Annotated in this window: 17 protein-coding genes; 8 read left to right on the top strand and 9 right to left on the bottom strand. The window is 33.6% G+C overall.

Annotation, left to right across the window (positions count from 1 at the left end; all coding sequences use genetic code 11):
* Positions 1-4: 4 nt before the first annotated feature.
* The 3 genes from LBP67_10685 to LBP67_10675 all read left to right on the top strand — a co-directional run bounded on the left by LBP67_10685 (position 5) and on the right by LBP67_10675 (position 7124).
* Positions 5-289 (top strand): DUF721 domain-containing protein, encoded by a 285-nt coding sequence (locus LBP67_10685; protein ID MDR2085446.1) that lies wholly within the window; start codon positions 5-7, stop codon positions 287-289.
* Between the two features lie 105 nt (positions 290-394).
* A complete protein-coding gene (locus LBP67_10680; protein ID MDR2085445.1) occupies positions 395-4075 on the top strand; it encodes a C25 family cysteine peptidase in 3681 nt (1226 codons plus the stop codon).
* An 85-nt stretch (positions 4076-4160) separates the two neighbouring features.
* On the top strand, positions 4161-7124 hold the full coding sequence (locus tag LBP67_10675; GenBank protein MDR2085444.1) for a C25 family cysteine peptidase: 2964 nt from the start codon (positions 4161-4163) through the stop codon (positions 7122-7124).
* Between the two features lie 81 nt (positions 7125-7205).
* Here LBP67_10675 and LBP67_10670 read toward each other — a convergent pair whose 3' ends face one another.
* From LBP67_10670 to LBP67_10650, 5 genes are all read right to left on the bottom strand, one after another.
* Positions 7206-8411 carry an oligosaccharide flippase family protein gene (locus LBP67_10670; GenBank protein ID MDR2085443.1) on the bottom strand — a complete coding sequence of 402 codons (1206 nt, stop codon included), beginning with the start codon at positions 8409-8411 and terminating at the stop codon, positions 7206-7208.
* Positions 8398-9537: a glycosyltransferase gene (locus LBP67_10665; protein ID MDR2085442.1), complete on the bottom strand. Its 1140-nt coding sequence runs from the start codon at positions 9535-9537 to the stop codon at positions 8398-8400. Before LBP67_10665 ends, LBP67_10670 begins: the two co-directional genes overlap by 14 nt.
* 96 nt (positions 9538-9633) lie before the next feature.
* Positions 9634-10260 carry a fumarylacetoacetate hydrolase family protein gene (locus tag LBP67_10660; protein ID MDR2085441.1) on the bottom strand — a complete coding sequence of 209 codons (627 nt, stop codon included), beginning with the start codon at positions 10258-10260 and terminating at the stop codon, positions 9634-9636.
* A 60-nt stretch (positions 10261-10320) separates the two neighbouring features.
* Positions 10321-11145, bottom strand: a complete 825-nt coding sequence (locus LBP67_10655; protein MDR2085440.1) for a 3'-5' exonuclease — start codon at positions 11143-11145, stop codon at positions 10321-10323.
* 69 nt (positions 11146-11214) lie between these two features.
* A complete protein-coding gene (locus LBP67_10650; protein ID MDR2085439.1) occupies positions 11215-13173 on the bottom strand; it encodes a glycosyltransferase family 2 protein in 1959 nt (652 codons plus the stop codon).
* Positions 13174-13428: 255 nt separating this feature from the next.
* On the opposite strand from LBP67_10650, the gene LBP67_10645 reads away from it, so the two are divergent.
* The 3 genes from LBP67_10645 to LBP67_10635 are packed head-to-tail and all read left to right on the top strand — an operon-like array spanning position 13429 to position 15480.
* The gene (locus tag LBP67_10645) at positions 13429-14715 is read left to right on the top strand and encodes a cysteate synthase (protein ID MDR2085438.1); all 1287 of its coding nucleotides are present in this window, start codon (positions 13429-13431) and stop codon (positions 14713-14715) included.
* Positions 14715-15122 (top strand): acyl-CoA thioesterase, encoded by a 408-nt coding sequence (locus tag LBP67_10640; protein MDR2085437.1) that lies wholly within the window; start codon positions 14715-14717, stop codon positions 15120-15122. Before LBP67_10645 ends, LBP67_10640 begins: the two co-directional genes overlap by 1 nt.
* The gene (locus tag LBP67_10635; GenBank protein ID MDR2085436.1) at positions 15118-15480 is read left to right on the top strand and encodes a YbaN family protein; all 363 of its coding nucleotides are present in this window, start codon (positions 15118-15120) and stop codon (positions 15478-15480) included. The genes LBP67_10640 and LBP67_10635 overlap by 5 nt, the downstream gene beginning before the upstream one ends.
* A gap of 75 nt (positions 15481-15555) precedes the next feature.
* On the opposite strand, the gene LBP67_10630 is transcribed toward LBP67_10635, so the two are convergent.
* Together LBP67_10630 and LBP67_10625 are read right to left on the bottom strand one after the other, a co-directional pair.
* Positions 15556-16293, bottom strand: coding sequence for a hypothetical protein (locus LBP67_10630; protein MDR2085435.1), 738 nt, complete (start codon positions 16291-16293; stop codon positions 15556-15558).
* 3 nt (positions 16294-16296) lie between these two features.
* A complete protein-coding gene (locus LBP67_10625; GenBank protein ID MDR2085434.1) occupies positions 16297-16788 on the bottom strand; it encodes a hypothetical protein in 492 nt (163 codons plus the stop codon).
* A 347-nt stretch (positions 16789-17135) separates the two neighbouring features.
* Between LBP67_10625 and LBP67_10620 the strand changes: the two genes are divergently transcribed.
* Both LBP67_10620 and LBP67_10615 read left to right on the top strand, forming a co-directional pair.
* On the top strand, positions 17136-17537 hold the full coding sequence (locus tag LBP67_10620) for a hypothetical protein (protein ID MDR2085433.1): 402 nt from the start codon (positions 17136-17138) through the stop codon (positions 17535-17537).
* Between the two features lie 99 nt (positions 17538-17636).
* Positions 17637-18257, top strand: a complete 621-nt coding sequence (locus LBP67_10615; GenBank protein ID MDR2085432.1) for an outer membrane lipoprotein carrier protein LolA — start codon at positions 17637-17639, stop codon at positions 18255-18257.
* A 32-nt stretch (positions 18258-18289) separates the two neighbouring features.
* Here the strand turns inward: LBP67_10615 and LBP67_10610 are convergent, their stop codons facing one another.
* Positions 18290-19615, bottom strand: coding sequence for a bifunctional folylpolyglutamate synthase/dihydrofolate synthase (locus tag LBP67_10610; GenBank protein MDR2085431.1), 1326 nt, complete (start codon positions 19613-19615; stop codon positions 18290-18292).
* Positions 19608-20426: a hypothetical protein gene (locus tag LBP67_10605; protein ID MDR2085430.1), complete on the bottom strand. Its 819-nt coding sequence runs from the start codon at positions 20424-20426 to the stop codon at positions 19608-19610. The genes LBP67_10610 and LBP67_10605 overlap by 8 nt, the downstream gene beginning before the upstream one ends.
* Positions 20427-20431 lie beyond the last annotated feature (5 nt).

Here is a 20431-nt window from a genome sequence, read left to right as displayed (position 1 = left end):
ATATATGAATAATACTGAAGAGATCGGAAATGTAATTAAAAACATGTTGAAGGAGTTAAGACTTGAGGACAAATATCTTCAGGCTCGTATTCACAGTGCATGGAAGGATATTTCAGGCGAATATTTATATAGACATACAACAAAGGTAAAATTTCAGAATGAATGTTTATACTTATACATTAATTCGGCGGCAATAAAAAATGAATTACAATATTCAAAGACAATTATTATTGAGCAAATAAACAAAGAGATTGGAGAAGAGGCAGTTAAGTTCATTAAAATTTTTTAGTTTTCATTAAGTTTTATTAATCTTCATTATGTTTTATTTAAAAACTTTCATATATTTGCAGATTATTTTATAAAATTATTAAACTGTAAATATATTTTAAGATTTATGAAACGAATTTTATTTTCCCTTATTTTAATTGTTGCTTGCATATCGTCTTATGCAAAAGGTTATGAAACAAATTTTTCACAACCAAACAGTAATGAATATCAGATTTCATTTGAGATTACAGATTGGAATTTGAAGAATGTGGTATTTGATGGTGTTGAATTTCAAAAGATTATTTTTAACGCTTCAACTGTTACCGAAGAAAAAGGTTGGGCAGAACTACCGTTTATCAGCGGTTCTATCCAATTACCTGCTCGTAAGAATGTAGATTTAAGTATTATTTACTTAGATTATACTGATTATAAACTTGATTACCCTTTAGTTCCTTCCAGAGGAGTAATTTACAGAAATCAAGACCCCTCCGCAATTCCTTATGAAATTGATCCCGCTTCAATAGTTGATGCTTTTTATCCGAATAATTTAGCTATAGCTGAAGAACCTTTCATCATTCGTGATGTCAGAGGAACATCTGTAAGAGTATTTCCATTTCAATACAATGCCGCAACAAACACTTTACGTGTTTACAATAGAGTTGATGTATTGTTAACAGAAAATGACGAACCTGCAACAAATCCGTTATTAACAGAAAATCTGACGCCGGTAAGAGAAGCCATAGGAATGTATCAGAGCCTTTTCTTAAATCCCGATGCTACCAGATTTGATTTACCGATGGCTCAACATGGTGAAATATTAGTTGTTACAACAGAACGTGATGCAGAGACTATCGATTCATACATTCAATGGAAAAGAGAAAAAGGGTTTATTGTACATAAAGAAATTGTTTCAACAGGTTATTCCGGATCAAACATTCAAAGTTTTATTAAAAATCAATATGACAATAATAACAACATATTATATGTACAAATCATCGGCGATTGGGCTGACATACAATCAATATTAGTCGGCGGTCTTCCGGCCGATCCGAAGTTAGGTTGTGTTGTAGGAACCGATAATTTTCCGGATATTGCTATCGCACGTTTTTCATGTTCTAATGCCGATCAACTTAATGTTCAAATCAACAAATCTATTGAATATGAAAAAAATCCTAATATGGATCCCGATTGGCACGAATCATTTATCGGAATTGCATCAAATGAAGGTCCTGGCGATGATGGTGAAATAGATTACACACATATTCAAAGGATTTACACTCAAAGACTTGAGCCTTTTTCATACAGTGCTCACAAACAAAACTATGATCCGGGCGCCAATGCAACTAATCTTACAAATCATATCAACGCCGGTGCTTCAACAATTGCTTATGCTGGTCACGGCTCCCAAACGAGTTTCGTTACTACTAACTATACTAACAATAATATTAATCAACTCTCAAACGGCAACAAACTTCCGTTTATTACGGCTTGTGCCTGCAATACGGGTGAATTCAATCGCTCCGGAGGTGATTGTTTTGCTGAAGCATGGTTAAAAAAAGAAAATGGCGGTGCCGTTGCAGCTTTATTATCATCAATATCCCAACCTTGGCAACCACCGATGCGCGGACAAGATTATTTTTATGATATTCTCATAGGTGGTTTTGATTATTCTTTATATTCGGGACAAAACGGATTAAACACAACCGAACAACGTACGACCTGGGGCTCTATCGTTGTTAATACTTATAATTTGATGTTGACCGAATCCTCAACTTCAAGTGATGTTGAAACAGCACATACTTGGTGTTCTTTCGGCGATGCTACTTTACAATTGAGAACAAAACAACCTGTACAAATTCTGTCTTCAATGTCTACAATGATGGTTGGACTTCCATTCAATACAGTAATTACAGCTAACGGCAACCCAGTTGAAAATGCTATTGTTTGTATTTCACAAGACGGGGTTTACATTTCAGCAATAACTAATGAAAACGGTGAAGTTAGTATTGAAAATGAATTTGTCCCCGGAGAAATTCTTCTTGTTGTTACGGCTTTCAACACTGCAACAATCTATGAAAATATAGAGTGTGTTCCGGCTGAAGGAGCTTATCTTATTAAAGATAGCTATACATTAGGTGAAAACGGTATTTTAAGTTTCGGTGAAACATCACCATTAAGTATTGCAATAAAAAATGTAGGTGTTGAAAACACTACAACTAATACTCAAGTTACCATTACAAGCGATGATCCAATGTTAACTATTGTTTCCGGAACTGCAACATATCCGCCAATTAATTCGGGAGAAGTTGCAAACGTAGAAAACGGTTTTTCTATTTCCGCTTCTGAAGATATAACTAACGGTCAGAATTTCGCAATAAATATTACTGCTGTAAACGGTAGTAATACCTGGGAAAGTAAAATATATGTTAATGCATATAAACCGGTTCTTGAATATGTTAATTATGAGTGGCCGGGAGGCTTTGAACCCGGAAATACAGTTCAACTTGCAGTATATTATAAAAATAAAGGCGGTTTTAACGCTTTGAATGCTGTAAGCACTTTAAGCTCAACGAGCTCTTATATAAACATTTTAGATGCGGAATATCATATTGGAACTATAGCTCCTGACGGAGAAGTAGTAGCCATTTATTATGTAGAGATAGATGAAGAAACACCTTATACTGAAGTTATTGAATTCGAAGCATCTCTTGAAGCTTCCGGCAACATAATAGCCACAGGTGATTTTTCTATTTCAAATTCGTGTAATGTTATATTTGACCTTGCAGATAGTTATGGTGACGGTTGGAACGGAAATAAATTATCCGTATCATTCAGTGACGGAACTCCAACACAAGAGCTAACAATCAGCAGCGGCCCATCTGCCTCATTTACTTTAGAAATTATGGCAGGTACTGATGTAACCGTAACATTTATTACCGGTCAATATACCTATGAGTGTTCTTTCAAAATCTATTATGAAGGCGGAAATATGATTTATCAAAGTTCCGGAACACCTTCCGCAGGCGTTGCAACCCAATTTACATGTAATTGCAGTTTTGAAGTAAGTACCTGCGAACCTGTCTCTAATTTAGCAGCCAATACCGAAGACAACAATGTTATATTAACTTGGAATTCTATTGAAGATGCATCACATTTTATAGTTAAATGCGACGGGATAACTATTGATACTCCTACTGAAAATACATTTATACATGAAAATGTTTCTCAAGGAATTCATACTTATTGTATAATTGCTGTTTATAATTCACCGAGTTGCGAATCTCTGCCCGAATGTATTTCTATAGAAATTACCGATGATGTTTGTTCTGCTCCGACCGGACTCGCTGTTGAAGCTCTTAATAATTCCGCCATACTTACGTGGGATCATATGGCTTGTGCAAATAGTTACAATATCTATGTTGACGGAGACATTATTGCATCAGGTATAGTCGGCACTTCATATACAGATAATGATATATATACCGGACATATTTGTTATTATATTACCGCTGTTAATTCAGTGGGAGAATCGGAACCTTCTGTTGAAGCTTGCTTAGAATATACAGGTATAAATAACTACAGTAATAACGCCACAATTTATCCTAATCCTACAACAGGCAATCTTACTATAGAATGTAAAAATATGAATCAAATAAAAATTTACTCCTTAACCGGTGTACTTGTTTATCAAACTAATATCAAAGCAAATTCACACAATATTAATATTGATTATCTAGTAAAAGGTACATATTTAATACAAATCATTTACAATGACGGTATATTAACCGAAAAAATTGTAAAACAATAATAAATTGATTTCTTATAAAAAAGTCCGGTATATTTTTATATCGGACTTTTTTTATGTACTTTTGTGAGATTAAATTTAAATTTATATGAAAAAACTTATCCTTTCTCTTAGCATTTTATTAATTTCATTTTTTTCCTATAGTCAGGAATACAATTTGAATCTAAACAGCAATCCCAATGAAATTCAATGCAGAAATAACAGCATTGAAGGATTTAATGCTTATTTTAATTATAATGCAATAAATTTTACAACAATCGAAACGGAATACGGACTATTTACAGATTTGTATTTGGAAAACACTTATCCCAACGGTGAAATCGGCGCTCCTGCTCTTCCTGCAAGCAGAAAACTAATTGCCATTCCGGAAAATGCGAATATTAAAATAAAAATTAAAGATTATACAGTAAAGGAATATTCTCTCAACGATTATAATCTTTCGGTTCTTTTTCCTATGCAAGAAAGTGTTGCAAAAAATTCTGGACCTGAGGATATAATTTTTAACTACGACGAAAAAGCTTATCAAACTTCAAAGTATAACGAAGAAGAAATAGTAACTGTCGAAGAATTAGGAAAAATCAGGGAACTACGGGTAGGAATGATATCAGTTAATCCTGTAAATTATAATCCTTCAACCAATACAATAAAAGTTTATAATAATATAAATGTTGAAGTTACTTTCGAGAATGCTAATTATGAGAAAACACAACAATTATATAGGAGCACATTCAGTCCGTATTTTGTTCCTGTTTACAATCAACTTTTTAACAAGAGTGTTTATGATGATTATCCCGATCTATACAAAACTCCGGTACATATGTTGGTTATTGCTCCGCGCAATTATGAAACAACCTTACAAGACTGGTTATTATGGAAAACACAAAAGGGTTTTTATGTTGATATAAATTATACGGATGATATCGGCACTACTTACAATACAATAAGAAGTTTTGTTCAGCAGAAATATAATGAAGGTGTAAGTAACGGCACAGTTCCAACGTATTTGGTTTTAGTAGGAGATGTTGGCCAAGTGCCAAGTACATCCGGAAGTAGTACTTCTCATGTTACGGATTTGTATTACAGCTCCCCTGATAATGATTATTTTCCTGATATGTATTGCAGCAGAATGTCGGCCGAAACTACAGATCAATTAAATAATATTTTGGAAAAGACTCTTGTTTATGAAAAATACACTATGGCAGACCCATCATATCTTGACAATGTACTTTTAATCGCCGGAGCAGATGCTTCGTGGAATTATAGAGTCGGGCAACCGACAATCAATTATGCTACAACCAATTATGTAAATACAGAACATGGTTTTAACAATGTGAATGCATATTTATCATCTCCATATACAGGTTGTTATAACCATTTAAGTTCAGGAGTTGGTTTAGCCAATTACACGGCTCACGGCAGTAACACATCCTGGTCGGATCCGTCTTTTACGGTTAGTAATGTGAATTCATTAACTAATACGGATAAATATTTTATTGCTATCGGAAATTGTTGTGATGCCGCAAACTTCGGATATAGCCAAGTATGTCTGGCTGAAGCTATGATACGTGCACAACAAAAAGGTGCGGTAGCTTATATAGGTTCGGCTCCCAGTTCTTACTGGTACGAAGATTATTACTGGTCGGTTGGTGCTCATACAGTACAATTCGGAACGTCTCCTTCTGTCGCCGGTTCAACAACGGGTGTTTATGATATAATGTTTACGGATGATGCTTTTAACTCGGTAAACTCCCTTCTATATCTCGGGAATATTGCCGTTACTTATGCTCGTACTGGCGGATATACCGGATCAGTAACCGCACAATATTACTGGCAAGCTTATCACGTCTTTGGCGACGGTTCTATAATGCCATATATTACAAAACCGGATCCTAATATTGTTTCACATGCACCTGAAATATCGCAAGGCTCAACCACTTTTCAAGTTTCCGCAATTGCAGGTTCTTATGTAGCTATTTCACAAAACGGAATACTTTTCGGAGTAGGTGTAGTTGATGAAACCGGAAGCGTTGATGTTATACTCGACAATCCTATTATTGAAGAGGATAATGTTATGATTGTTGTTACACGCCAACAATATGAACCGTATATTCAAGAAATCCCTGTAAGTACAGGCACTATAACATATTATATAATTTCTGCTACAATTAACCCTTCAAATGCCGGCAGTATTACCGGAAACGGAGGATACGAAGAAGGAGCCGATGTTACTTTAACTGCAACTCCTAATTCCGGGTATGAATTTGCTAATTGGACAGAAAACGGAAATATTGTCTCTACCGATGCAATATTCTCTTTTATAGTTGAAAACGATAGAAATCTTGTAGCAAACTTTAATATTCTATCTTATACAATATCTGCAAATGTTTTTCCTTCGGAAGGAGGAGATATAACCGGTAACGGTATATATAATTATGGTGTAACTGCAACTTTAACTGCAAACGCCAACACAGGTTATACTTTCCTTAACTGGACACAAAACGATGAAGTTATTTCTACCGACGCCATATATAGTTTTACCGTTTCGGAAGACCGCTCTTTAACCGCACAATTCGAGATTAACACATACACCGTTAACATAATAATTGAACCCGTAAACGGCGGAACAGTTTCCGGCGACGGTACATATAATCATAATGAAAATGTAATTTTAATTGCAACGCCGGCTTCTAATCATAATTTTGAAAACTGGATTATAAACGAAAATATTGTCGGTAACGATGACCAATATAATTTTAATATTACTGATAATATAGATATTATTGCAAGATTTAAAAATATCCAAGGTATCGAAGATATTTCAAATGATGTTATTTTATATCCAAATCCTGCAAATTCAAGCATCACAATAGAATGTAACAATATGACAAATATCACATTGCTTGATTTGCAAGGTAAGATTCTGAAACATGTCTCAATACAAGAAGATAAATTCTTATTTGACATTTCAGATTTAGAAAGCGGATTCTATCTTATAAAGATAAAAACCGATAATGATATAAAAACTTGTAGTTTTGTGAAAGTTGGAAAATAAGTTTGATGAGTTTTCCGGTCGGCATTTCGAACGAAATGCCGACCGGAATTTATCCTTAATTCTTACAACATTTATGCATTATTACCTCTTTCGAAAGAAATAAACTATCAATATTACCGAAGAAACAATATATGCGCACGAATTTACAATGCACGCGCCGGTGATACCCATCTTCGAAATTAATAATAAAGATAAAGTTATTGTAACTAACAGCCCGGCCGCCGATTTTATAATAAGAATATTCAACTTTCCTATAGCAGAAAAAAAGTTGCCGTAAACATTTGAAATAGATATTGCCAAAATTCCGGGTGACATAAGTAGAATCACTGTCTTTACATATTCAAACTCACCACCGAAAAGCCACACAAAAACATTTGCCGGTAAAATTGCAATTATCGCTATACAAATTAATGATGCTAATAAGCTTATATATGAAACTTTTGCAGTTTCCTTACGTGAAACTTCAGAATCGCCTGTAGCTAATACATTTGAATACTGAACAACCGAAATACTTTTACTAAAAACCCAAATTGCTTCGGAAATAGAAACACCTATCGAAAAAACTCCGACTAATTTCAGTCCTTCCGTTCCGCTTAGAAATGATAGTGCATACATACTGAAACGGTAATTCAAAAATTGCAGGAAATTGCTCAACTCTGTTTTCCAACCGAAATTAAAAGAATCCTTTATTGTATTTTTATCAAGATGAAACCTGCTTTTACCTAATATTTTTCTGGTGAGTATTTTTGCAACAAAAAATATTAATGTCAATGAAATTATTTGCGAATAGAAGTAAGAGTAATAACCGAATTTGTTATTGAAAACAAAATAAAAGAAAAGCATAAAAGCGAGCAGTAGCAATGGCTGCAACAGTGTTACAAGATTATAATACGGAATTTTTTGATCGCCGATGAATAAAGATGAATGAAATACTACAAATCCCAATAATACAGAAACAATAAACAGCAGTAATATTAAGTTGCTTTCTCCGAAAAAAGACATTATCAACGCTAAAATTCCCGAAGCAATAAATACCCAAATATAAGCCTGCGTTGTTAATCTCGACTGTCCTACTTTTTTTAAATAATATGAAACACTACTTGTTGTGAAAATATTACAGAAGATAGAAATAATTCCCAAATCTGCGACAAAAAGAGCTACAATACCCTTTCCTTCCGCACCCCACAATCGAGCCACAAAAAAAGTTATTGCAAAATTCAGGATAAGTATCCCTCCTTTTACAAAAATTGTTTCAATAATATTCTTTTTTAAATTAATCGAACTCATTTTTTATGAAATTCACAAATTTTTCCGAAATCAAACTCCAATTATATTTTTCATTTGAATATTTTAACCCGGCAGCCGAATGTTTGTAATATTTATCATTATCAGCAATATACTCCGTAATTATATTTGAAATATTTTTATAATCTTGCGGATTTACCAAATTACCCATTTCATAAATTTCAGATACATGTAAACGAATTGCATCCAAATCGGAGAAAATTACAGGCCTGCCGCAAGCAATATAGTAAAACAGTTTAATAGGCAAGCAATTATTATTCTCCTCATCTTTTTCTCTCAAATCAAAATACAGATCATAATTTGCAATCACTTTGCAAAACTGTTCAAATGGGAAATATTTATGAAGTTTTATTTCGATATTATTCGGCAATTGTTTTATTTGTCGTTCTTGCTCATCATCGGGATTACCATTTGAAATAACATTCAATTCAAAATTGAAACACTGATTATGAAGAGCACAAGCATTCATTGCATTAATCACATTATAAAAACCCTTTTCTTTAGTCAACGGGCCGCTATACAATACCTTCCATGTAGAAAAATCAACCTTGGTTCTACCTCTGTCAATATATTTTAAATCAGGATAATAAGGCAAATCAACAAAAGGTTTTTTACTGAAATATTTCTTAAAGATTTTCGCCTTGTGATATTCTCCGAAAATAAAACCGTCGACTAAAAAACCGCTGTAGAAATTTAAACATTTCAGAGCTGTTTTTTTCATAAAACGTTTTATTCTATTAAGATTAACAAGATTTTTTTTCGATGGATACCATTCGGTAATATCAATGATGATTTTTACTTCCTGTTGATATTTTTTTTGATATTTTGAAGCGAAGTAAACCGCGAGCGGATTATCGCAAATAATAATATCCGGCTTGATTCTAATAAAAATATCGGATACCTTTCTGCAAACGGTTTTTTTAGGCATTCCGGAATCGTCAAAACAGAAAACATTCTCTAAGTCTGAAGAATCTGTACGCGTTGAAATAACAGAAACATCAAAACCACTATTTCCCAATGTAAAAGCTTGATGATACCAAACCCTGTCGTCATCAGGAAAATGAGCAACCTGCAGAAAACATATCTTTTTAATTTTTTCTTCCATCATATTATCGAATTTGAAGATTTGACAATATCCTGTAACCTTGTAATTCTATAATTTCACATTATCATTCCAAAGGGTATAAAACACTGTTTGTCAAAATCATTTCACAACAAAATTCATCATTTCTTTATCTTCTATATACGTCTTGAGTCTGTCTCCGATTTTTACACTTCCAACGCCCGAAGGTGTACCGGTAAAAATAAGATCTCCTATTTTTAAAGTAATAAACTGCGAAATATATACAATTAGATCGTCAAAGCCGAAAATCATATTTTTAGAATTGCCGTTTTGTACTATTTTATCATTTAATTTTAATGAAAATTCAATTTCATTACTGTCTTTTAATGAATTGATGGGAATAAACTTGCTGACGGGTGCAGAGTTATCAAAACCCTTTGCCAGAATCCACGGTTTTGCTTCAGCTCTAAGCTTTTGCTGAATATCTCGGGCAGTAAAGTCAATTCCGGTAGCAATTTCCGAATAATAAGTTGACGCAAATTCCTTTTGAATATACTTTCCGATTTTATCAATTTTAATTACCAATTCGGTTTCGTATTGAATATTCCGAGAAAAGTCGGGATAATAAAAAGGTTTATTATTAACGAGAAGTGCCGTATCCGGCTTGGTAAAAATAGTAGGCTCGGCCGGGATTTCATTTTTGAATCCGACAGCTTGCATCTCTTTGATATGATCCGCATAATTACTTCCTACACAAATTATTTTCACAGCTTATACTTCTTTTAAGAAAACTACAAATTCTAAATGTCTCCGTATTTCAAGACAACACTAAAAAAGTTTAAACCCGTTTCCCTGCTTCATCTCCGTGTAAATTCTCGTCAACACCTTTTTAGTATATTCCGGAAAATCACTTTTAACTATCCAGTCGTAATATTGCGGTTCATAATCAAAAATTTCACGAACCGGTCTATTCTTGTATTTTCCAAAGGTAAAAACTTCCTGACCGTTGTCATTATAAACTATATAACCGGCGAGGTCAACACTTTTTGTTTGATGTGTAAAATCGCTAAGTTTCTCTACATCATTAACAATCGGCGTACAAACTTTTCCGAATTTATCTTTATACTCAGTATCTTGATATCTTTCCAATTGAGCTACAAAAATTTCGTAAGTAGCCTTTGTGTCGTTCAATGCACGGTGAGCATCAACAATTTCGCCATCACAATAAAACTTATATGCGGCAGAAAGGTTTCGCGGTTCCATCTTATGAAAGATATTTTGAACGTCAACGAATTTTCTATCACGGACTTTAAAGTCGATACCGGCTTTTAGAAATTCTTCCACCAAAAAGGGTATATCGAATTTAATTGCATTAAAACCGGCAAGGTCCGCATTTCCGATAAAATCGGCAATTTCCTTTGCCACTTGTCTAAAAGTCGGTTTATCCCTAACATCTTCATCGCTAATATTGTGAATGAGTGCCGACTCTCGAGGAATGGGCATTTCAGGATTAATCAACCATGTTTTTTCTTTTACCGAATTGTCAGTATTAACTTTCAATATAGCAAGTTCGATGATTCTGTCTTTTGTAATCGACAAACCTGTTGTTTCCAAATCGAAAAAAACAAGCGGTTTTTTTAAATTTATCTGCATACTAAATTATTTTTTATCAAGTCTTTAAATCAAAATAAAATAAGTCTGAACTTTATCTTATCATTGATTTTAAATATATCTTATTCCTTTAAAAATTATATTGACGTCATTGCTAAGCATATAATTTTTGGCATAAAGGAGATTTATTTCAGCAATATTTATTGAGCTTCTTACCGATTTATCAATTACGTAAACCGGTGATAAAATTCCTTTTTTAATCTTAGGTAATTTTTCATAATATTCCGGTTCCGAAGTATCATATCCAACCCAAGACTTTGCCCCAACCATTACAGTAAAAATATCCGAAAACATTTTTAATGGTTTTTTGACAATGAAAATCAAAATCGGAGAAAAAATCAGGAAAAATATAGAAAATAAAATATCTAAGATTCTTTTATTCCTTTTATTAGCAGGTTTATTAATTGTATTGATATCAACAACATACAGCTCGCCGGAAGTATTAATAGAATTACTTCCTATGATAGAAATACTTTCTTCGGGAGCAATCTTATATTCCAGATCATATTTTCTCAAAGACGCCATCATATCAATAATATCTTTTGCAGAAATATCTTTAGCACAAAAAATAAGCTCATCAATTTTATGAATATGAATGATTTCATCTATTTGAGAAATATTTCCCACACATTTGCTATTCTTCTTGCAAATTGTATCATCATTGTAAACATACATTCTAAGTCCGGATCTTAATCCTGTTTGATCTAACAAGGTGTTAACCCTTTCCGTTTCACACGGACTTCCGATAATTGCAATTCTTTTTTTAGCTTGATGTGCGAGTTGGATTCCGGAATTTTTAATTTTTGAGAGAAGCAGACGCGAAAGAAGCAGATATATTGTTGCCCAAACCGTACCGAGTAAAATCATAAATCGCGAATGGCGAAATTCGTCGGGTAAAAGAGCATAAACAACGAGTATTGCGATAGTTCCTATCAAAACACCCTGAACAAGCCGTATTAATTTTAACGGTTTGTCGTAACCGCCGGATAAATAAATAAATATCAACCAAACGAGAACATACGCAGGTACAATAACATAATCATAATAATCGGGGTAAATCCCGTTGAAACCGAATTTTGTAAGCTCCCAAAAATGTTTAATCAAGAGAAAGCCCAGATAAATAATACCTGCATCAATCAGCGGAAGTATTATTTTTTTAAAGAATCTTTGAACAATAGCAATGAAAGCCCTGAAATAAATTGCACAATTAATCAGGAAAGAATACAGCTTAAGGTTTTTGCCGGAAAAATGTTTCTTAGCAAAGATTATCATTGCATTATAGAACATGTAAACATAGTTCATACTGCCCTTCTTGGTGCTCTCGCCTTTGTAATGAATAATACGCGCCTCGGGATAATAGTAATTTTTGTAACCGCCGAGAATAATTCGATATGATAAATCGATATCTTCCCCATACATGAAGAATGTTTCATCAAGTAAGCCCACTTTATCCAAAGCTTCCTTTCTCATAAGCATACAAGCTCCGGCAAGAATCTCAACCTCATGAGTCTGGTTATTATCAAGATAACCGAGATGATATCTCCCGAATTTCTTGGATTTAGGGAACAATGTTGAAAGACCGAAAATTTTATAGAATGAAACTGCCGGAGTAGGCAGGCTTCTTTTAGATTCGGGAAGAAAATTACCTTTACCGTCAACCATTTTTATACCGAGCCCGCCTGCATCGGGATGTTCATCCATAAATTTGAGCATTTTCTTAAAAGTATCATGCTCAACTACAGTATCGGGATTCAATAAAAGTATATACTCCCCTTTGGCAAGTCGTATAGCCTGATTGTTTGCCTTTGAAAATCCGACATTTTCCTTATTTGCAATTATATGAATATCCGGAAAACGTTCGTAAAGCATTTCAAGAGAATCGTCAACAGAATTATTATCCACAACAAATATTTCATTTTGAATATCTTTAACGGCATCTTGAACCGAAATCAAGCATTGCTCAAGGAAATACTTTACATTATAATTAACAATTACTATTGATAATTTCATTATCTTAATGGTTACAGCGTAATTTGCAAAGATAAAAATTAATTGCCAATTGACAATTGGCAATTTGAGTTTCGGACCGGCCAATTTCTAAAACAACGTAGTTATTTTTCAAACAAGATATTCTAATTATCAGAATTACATAACTATCATCTAATTAACAACAAGCATCAAAACAACAAAAGGCTTCTCAAAAAACTTTCAACTTTCAACTTTTAACTTTCAACTAATTCCTATCTTTGCAATCAAAATATTTTTATGCAAATTAACCCAACAAAATACAAATTAATCAACGTAGCAAACGGTCGTGAATTTGAAGATACCGGCTGGCTTCTTGATGATCCTAAAGGAGAGAAACCCTCTTTAATAAGAGCTGTTTACGAGAAAAAACAAATGATCCCGAAAGATGATTCTTACGGAATTTACAAGTTTGCCGACTGGCTTCCGGTTTCCCGCACTCTTAACGGCTCCAGCGCTCCAGTAACATACAAAAGTACGGGATTAGCAGAATATCTTAAGTTGGATAATTTGTTTATTACTTTCAGCGGATATTTCCCTGAAATCGGAGCGAACATGACAACATGTTCTTTCAAAGAAACCGAAGCATATTCTGTCGGAGGAAGAATTACTGAAGAAATGAAAGGCGTTCTTGTAGTTGCTTCCGCCGGAAATACTGCGAGGGCTTTTGCAAAGGTTTGTTCCGATAATAATATTCAGCTTCTTCTCTGTGTTCCTGAAGATAATTTGAATGCGCTTTGGTTCGACAAACCGTTGAATGATTGTGTGAAATTAATTTGTTCTAAAAGCGGTTGCGATTATTTCGATGCTATTCATCTCGGTAATATATCCATAAAATCAAGTAAATTTTATCCGGAGGGCGGGGCAAAAAACATTGCACGCAGAGACGGCATGGCTACAACCATGCTTTCGGCAACTACTTTCATCGGAGAAATTCCCGATTATTATTTTCAAGCTGTAGGAAGCGGAACCGGAGCAATTGCAGCTTGGGAAGCAAATCTAAGATTAATTTCCGACGGCAGATTCTCTAATAAGAAAATGAAACTGATACTCTCGCAGAATATTCCGTTCATTCCTATGGTTGATGCATGGAAAGCAAACTCAAGGGAATTATTATCATTTTGTGAACATGAAGCCAGAAAGCAAGTTGAAGAAATAGACGCAAAGGTTCTTTCAAACCGTAAACCGCCATATGGCATAACCGGCGGATTGTTTGATGCGATGAAAGATACTAATGGTGAATTTCTGGCAATCAGCAATGCAGACGCAAGAGAAACCGGTGAATTGTTTAAGAAACTTGAAGGTGTGGATATTCATCCGGCTGCGGCAGTTGCAACAGCAAGTTTAATTAAGACCGTTAAGGAAGGAAAAATAGATAAATCGAAAATTATAATGTTGAATATCACAGGCGGCGGAGAAGAACTCTTCAAAAAGTCACGTGAACTTCATTATCTGAAACCGAATCATATTTTTGAAATGAATCCCGATGAAAATAATGTACTCAATGTTGTGGAGGATTTGTTCTAATGAAACATATTGTTACTATACAAATACGCATGAGCGACCTTGATCCTTTCGGACATGTTAACAACGGCGCACAATGCAATCTATTCGATTATGCACGTACAAATTATATCGAAGATGTTCTCAGCAAAAAAATTAACTGGACAGATTTCGACCTTGTTCTGGTTAATATTAATATTGATTTCAAAAAGCAGGTTAAAATTCATGATAGTATTATTTGCAAATCGGAAATTTACGAAATAGGTAATAAAAGCATGAAGATGAGGCAACATTTAATAGACGTCAATACTGATGAAGTAAAAACTATTTCTCATAGTGTAATTGTAGCAATTAATAAAGATTATACTTCAAAACAAATTCCGGAAGAATATAGAAAATGTATTTCTTCTTACGAGGGACTGAATGATTAAAATATTGTTTATAATTATCGGCTGTATTTCATTGGTTCTCGGAATTTTGGGAATCTTTCTACCAATACTGCCAACGACACCCTTTTTGCTTTTATCTTCTTTTTTATTTTTAAAGAGTTCCGATAGGCTCTATAACTGGTTAATAAACCACAAATATTTAGGAAAATATATCAAAGATTTTCAAATACACAGAGCTATTCCCTTAAAAGTCAAAATCACCTCCATATCACTTTTATGGATAACAATAAGCATTTCGGCAATATTTTTTGTAACTGCAATATGGTTGAAAATCTTACTTATTGGAATAGCGATAGGCGTAACAATACATATTCTGTCGTTTAAAACCAGAAAAGATTAAAAATGTAAGAGTCAAGAACACTTAAGTTAACTAACAAAGCTCAAATGCAGTAAATTAATTCTATATTTTATAAATTTATCTGCTTTCCCAGATCGTTTGTACTGAACATAATTCTCTATCGCCGTCGCTTGCAATAATGTTAGACACGAAATTACCCGGTTCGATTTCTTCTTGAACTATATAATAATCCATTCCCCACATTGCCTGTGAAACAAAATTGATAATACATTCTTTCATCTTATAATTCTTATGAAAATCCTGAGAGAAATTATCCAACACCCACAATAAATAGCGTGTATTATTTACATGGCGATTCATATCTAAATCGGAGTAAAGTACTTCTCTTACTCTACTTCTATTAATGTTTTCAATTTTCGGAGTTCTCGGAATACTTTCCTGAATTGCGTGTTCGTTTATTCTCACCTCATCTTCACCTTCAAAATGTACTTCGCGAGGTTTGAAAGTATTAACATCAAGAATAAGCCATGATGATGTTGCAATTATAATTCTATTTCCTTCTTCATCAAAAACCTCAAAATCACGAGGATGAACAATCCGTTCTACAGGTTTTCCCCAAGTAACAACTCTAATTGTCTCATTCCATCTCGGCATTCTGTCGATAATCAATCTGAATCTTATTACTGCCCAGAAAACATTATATTCTTGAAGGAAATCCCATCCGCAATTGTTGTTATTAACATGTTCCCAAGCTATTTCCTGGAAAAAACACATCAGATTCGGTAAGGTAAGCTCTCTGTTTTCATCAACAAAAAATGAATTGACTATAAAGTTTTTTTCAAATTTCTTTCCCATAATTTAATTTTTAGTTTCAAGCTGTTTCTTTAACTTATCAGGTTCATTAGTCCCAACTAACATTGTATCTCCGTTTTTAAATATTAAATACAATCCGTATTTTCCGAAGACATTATATACTCTGTTTTTCTTTGTTCCTCTAATTCCCCAACCGCCGTAATCACGAACAGGATGATATTTAATAATTTCCCACTTAGCCACATCATTCCAAGAGAAAAATTTATAATTTAAAACAAGGGGAGAAAACTTAACGTATATGCCAATGTTGGTTATTTTCGTTTCAAGATTCATAAAGAATATCGCTAAACAAACAATAATCATAATAGTTGTTACTAAAATTAATCCGTAATTATGCATCGGATTATTTCCGAAAGGAATTCCGAGAATAACTTGCTTAACTATACCGTATAAGAAAATTCCCACAATTAGCACGAACAGCAAAATAAGCCACCATTGCCTAAAATACTGCTTTTCTTCAAATAATATTTTCTCCATAATACTTCAGCTGTTTATTTTAGAATTGGCAAAGATACGGAAATTAATAATAGTTGAAAAGTTAATTCAGAAAGCATTAATTAATAGGACACCGCTAAACTGATGGTTTGTTAAGATTCATTAAGGTTGGAGTGCTCCGGCTTTAACATATTTTAAGTTAATTTTTAAGCAGGAACAGGTTTAGAATTTACATCAATCTAAAAACGTGTTTATTACATTTAGATATTTTTGAATTAATAATTATAAATATTATTTTCAGATTGAATGCAATAAGTATTTTTGTAAATTCTTTCTAAGAAATTCTTTTATGAAAGAAACAACATATTCGGTATTAAACAATATTTATTATGTTTACAAAAAATCAAATAATAGAACTGGCAACAATAATAATATTTTTATTGTCGTGCTTATTGGCATATTTTGAAATACCGGGATTCTTAATAATTGATGTCCTGCTTTCGATTGCGGCAATTATTGTTTTACTATTATTAACTTTAAAACGAAAGTTAATCAAAACAAACCCGTTGCTTGCAATCTTAGGTTTCTCCTATAAGATGTTTTTCGTACTTGCAAGTCTTTTCTTAATAAATGCCTATCCGGGCGCTAAGATTATCAGTATTGTTTTCTTCGGGTTTAATATTTTATATACTGTTCTTACTTTAATTAAAATCAAAGATTTCCGTTATGCAATATCACCTTATGTATATTTGCAAACATTCATTGCTATTGATATCTTACTAATTTGGTAAAATCAAGAGATTTGTAAAAATTACAAAAAACATCAACCTCCAATTTGCAATTATCAATTTGTTAATTACTTTTGCAAAGTAATTTTAACGCAAAACAACATGAAACGTTTGATAGTAGCACTATTGGTTGTATTAGTTTCCAACATCTCTCTTGCACAATCAGCAGAAAAAACTATAGATAATTTTATCGATTTTATTTCAAAGAACAAGATTACTGAAATTCATTTTACTTGTGAGATAATAAATGACGAAGCCGCATCAATAAATAATATGAACGGAATATTATTTATTGATACGGCTAACTTTTATCTTCAAATTGAAAATTTGATTATGATTGATAACGGAAAAGAAACTATTAATTTTTATAGTGATATTAATGAAGTAACGATTTTCAACAATGAAGAAGACGATGAAGATATAGTCAATCCGTTTTCACTGATTTTTAATTATAAAGATCATTTCGACATAAGCATTTCCTCAACTTTCCAGTCTATGGTAACAATAGATTTTAAGCCGAAAAAAGACGATCTATTAATAAACTTACAAATAACCTTAAATAATAAAACAAATCATGTAAGTTCTTTAAGCGTTATCGACAGCAACAACACTGAATATGAGTATATAATAACTAAATTCATTCCGAATACGAACAAGGATAAAACCATTTTTGAATTTAAAGAGGAGAATTTTCCGGAAGCAACTATTATTGATATGAGATAATGTACTAGAATGATAATATGTTGGCGTGATAATTATCGGATGTTCAATCGGATTTCAATTGCTTCCAATACATCGGCAACAACAAAAGTACTTCCTCCTACAAAAACAAGATCATCGTCTCCGGCATTCTTCAGTGCCTGTTGATATGCATCATAACAAGACGGAAAACTTTTACCTGTTATTCCTGCCGATTGAAATTTCGCTTTCAATATTTCTATATCCATTCCGCGAGGTATCGACGGTTTACAAAAATAGTATTCGGCATCTTTAGGCAGAAGTGTTACAATCTCATCAAGATTTTTATCGCCAACGGCGCCAAAAACAATATGCAATTTATTGTATTTAATCAGCTTTATGCAATCAACAACTTCTTTAATTCCTTCGGCATTATGACCGGTGTCGCAAATTGCCAACGGATTTTTATGTAAAACTTCCCATCTGCCGCGCAAAACAGTCGATTTAAATCCGGCTTTCAAGGCTTCTTCGGAAATTCTAAATTCATCTTTCAAAATCTCAGTCGCTAAAATAACAGCACGTATATTCTTTACTTCATAATGCCCAACAAGATTGCTGTTTATTTCATAATGCCTATTACTGAAATAAGAACGGCAACTAATTTTTAAATTATCCAATGAGCTTTGTTCATCAAGAACCTCAATTAATTCATCGGCAAAATATATTGAAGAATGCAAACCCAATGCCTTATCAATAAAAATATCCTTTATCTCATTCTGTGTTTCGCTTATAATTACCGGAGTATTTTCTTTAATAATTCCGGCTTTCTCTCCGGCGATTGATCTTAAATCATTACCTAAGAAATCCATATGATCGAAACCGATATTCGTAATTATTGATAACAGTGGTTTAATAATATTTGTAGAATCAAGTCTCCCGCCGAGCCCGACTTCAATTACGGCACAATCAATATTTTCATCTACAAAATATTGAAAAGCTATTGCAACTGTGATTTCAAAAAAAGACGGTTTACATTCGAGAATAAAATCCTTGTGCATATCAACAAATTTACAGACATACCTTTTATCAATCATTTTGCTGTTAACTAATATTCTTTCGCGAAAGTCGATAAGATGCGGCGAAGTATAAAGTCCGGTTTTGTAGCCGGCTTTCTCAAGTATTGAAGCAATATAATGTGAAACGGAGGTTTTTCCGTTGGTTCCGGCAATATGGATAAATTTAAGTTTATCCTGCGGATTGCCGAGATAATTACAAAGGGAAATAATATTGTCTAGATTTGCTTTATATGCTGCTTTGCCTATTCTTTGATACATAGGCAAACGCGAATACAGAAAGTTTAGACATTCCTTGTATTCACTGTTTAGAACATCATCCTTATTCATTCATTCTACGGAAGTTATAAGTAATTGTACCTATTTGTATTTCTGATGCTTTAGGGTTAGGTGAGAATTTGGTTTTCAAGGCTGCAGCTTCGGTTTTAGCCCAAAGTTTCTGGTCGGAAATCGTTGTTCCTGCCTTACCTGCAACTGCCTTAATAACATCTCCTTTTTTATTTACATGAATTTCCACCACAATCCTGCCCTGCTCCTGTGAATCGTAAATTGGTTTCGGAAGGTGTACGGAACTACGTCCTTCGAGGCTAAAAGATATTCCGCCGCCTGCGCCGCCCAGTCCCGATTCATTGGTTGAATTCGGATTACCATAGATAGACCCGGCACTGCCATCTCCTACTGAACCGCTTTGATTGTTATTATTATTTGACGACGAACCTCTGTATAAAGCATTCGGGTTTACTGTAGGTTCGGGTTCTACTTCAGGCTTATTTTCTACAACCTGATTATGCTCTTGCTGTACATTCTCCTTTTCGTCTATATTATCGGCATTATCCGTCTTCTCAACTTTATCGGTCTTTTCCGGCATATAAATTTCCTCATCGGAATTTGAAGTAGAAACAGATTCCTGTTGAGAAGAACTCGGACGGCTGGGAGTAACAGGTAAAACATTAGGTTTTTCGTAAAGCAAATCACTTCCGCTGCCGGAACTCGAAGAGCCGAGCATAACCTCAACACCTTCCTCACCCGGTAAAGGCAAAGGGGTAATAAATGCCATAAGCAATAAAACTACTATCACTGCGATATGAACCGCTAAAGTAGTTATTAAACCTGTAAGAGATGCTTTATCTTTTAGTTTCATTTTTA

Source organism: Bacteroidales bacterium (assembly GCA_031276035.1).
GTDB lineage: Bacteria > Bacteroidota > Bacteroidia > Bacteroidales > BM520 > RGIG7150.
This window is presented reverse-complemented; position numbering and strand designations above follow the sequence as displayed.

What these genes read in the sequence shown, in the direction of transcription:
- LBP67_10685 (MDR2085446.1), top strand. Translation starts at nt 5, where the DNA reads ATGAATAATACTGAAGAGATCGGAAATGTAATTAAAAACATGTTGAAG.
- LBP67_10680 (MDR2085445.1), top strand. Translation starts at nt 395, where the DNA reads ATGAAACGAATTTTATTTTCCCTTATTTTAATTGTTGCTTGCATATCG.
- LBP67_10675 (MDR2085444.1), top strand. Translation starts at nt 4,161, where the DNA reads ATGAAAAAACTTATCCTTTCTCTTAGCATTTTATTAATTTCATTTTTT.
- LBP67_10670 (MDR2085443.1), bottom strand. Translation starts at nt 8,411, where the DNA reads ATGAGTTCGATTAATTTAAAAAAGAATATTATTGAAACAATTTTTGTA.
- LBP67_10665 (MDR2085442.1), bottom strand. Translation starts at nt 9,537, where the DNA reads ATGATGGAAGAAAAAATTAAAAAGATATGTTTTCTGCAGGTTGCTCAT.
- LBP67_10655 (MDR2085440.1), bottom strand. Translation starts at nt 11,145, where the DNA reads ATGCAGATAAATTTAAAAAAACCGCTTGTTTTTTTCGATTTGGAAACA.
- LBP67_10650 (MDR2085439.1), bottom strand. Translation starts at nt 13,173, where the DNA reads ATGAAATTATCAATAGTAATTGTTAATTATAATGTAAAGTATTTCCTT.
- LBP67_10645 (MDR2085438.1), top strand. Translation starts at nt 13,429, where the DNA reads ATGCAAATTAACCCAACAAAATACAAATTAATCAACGTAGCAAACGGT.
- LBP67_10640 (MDR2085437.1), top strand. Translation starts at nt 14,715, where the DNA reads ATGAAACATATTGTTACTATACAAATACGCATGAGCGACCTTGATCCT.
- LBP67_10630 (MDR2085435.1), bottom strand. Translation starts at nt 16,293, where the DNA reads ATGGGAAAGAAATTTGAAAAAAACTTTATAGTCAATTCATTTTTTGTT.
- LBP67_10625 (MDR2085434.1), bottom strand. Translation starts at nt 16,788, where the DNA reads ATGGAGAAAATATTATTTGAAGAAAAGCAGTATTTTAGGCAATGGTGG.
- LBP67_10620 (MDR2085433.1), top strand. Translation starts at nt 17,136, where the DNA reads ATGTTTACAAAAAATCAAATAATAGAACTGGCAACAATAATAATATTT.
- LBP67_10615 (MDR2085432.1), top strand. Translation starts at nt 17,637, where the DNA reads ATGAAACGTTTGATAGTAGCACTATTGGTTGTATTAGTTTCCAACATC.
- LBP67_10610 (MDR2085431.1), bottom strand. Translation starts at nt 19,615, where the DNA reads ATGAATAAGGATGATGTTCTAAACAGTGAATACAAGGAATGTCTAAAC.
- LBP67_10605 (MDR2085430.1), bottom strand. Translation starts at nt 20,426, where the DNA reads ATGAAACTAAAAGATAAAGCATCTCTTACAGGTTTAATAACTACTTTA.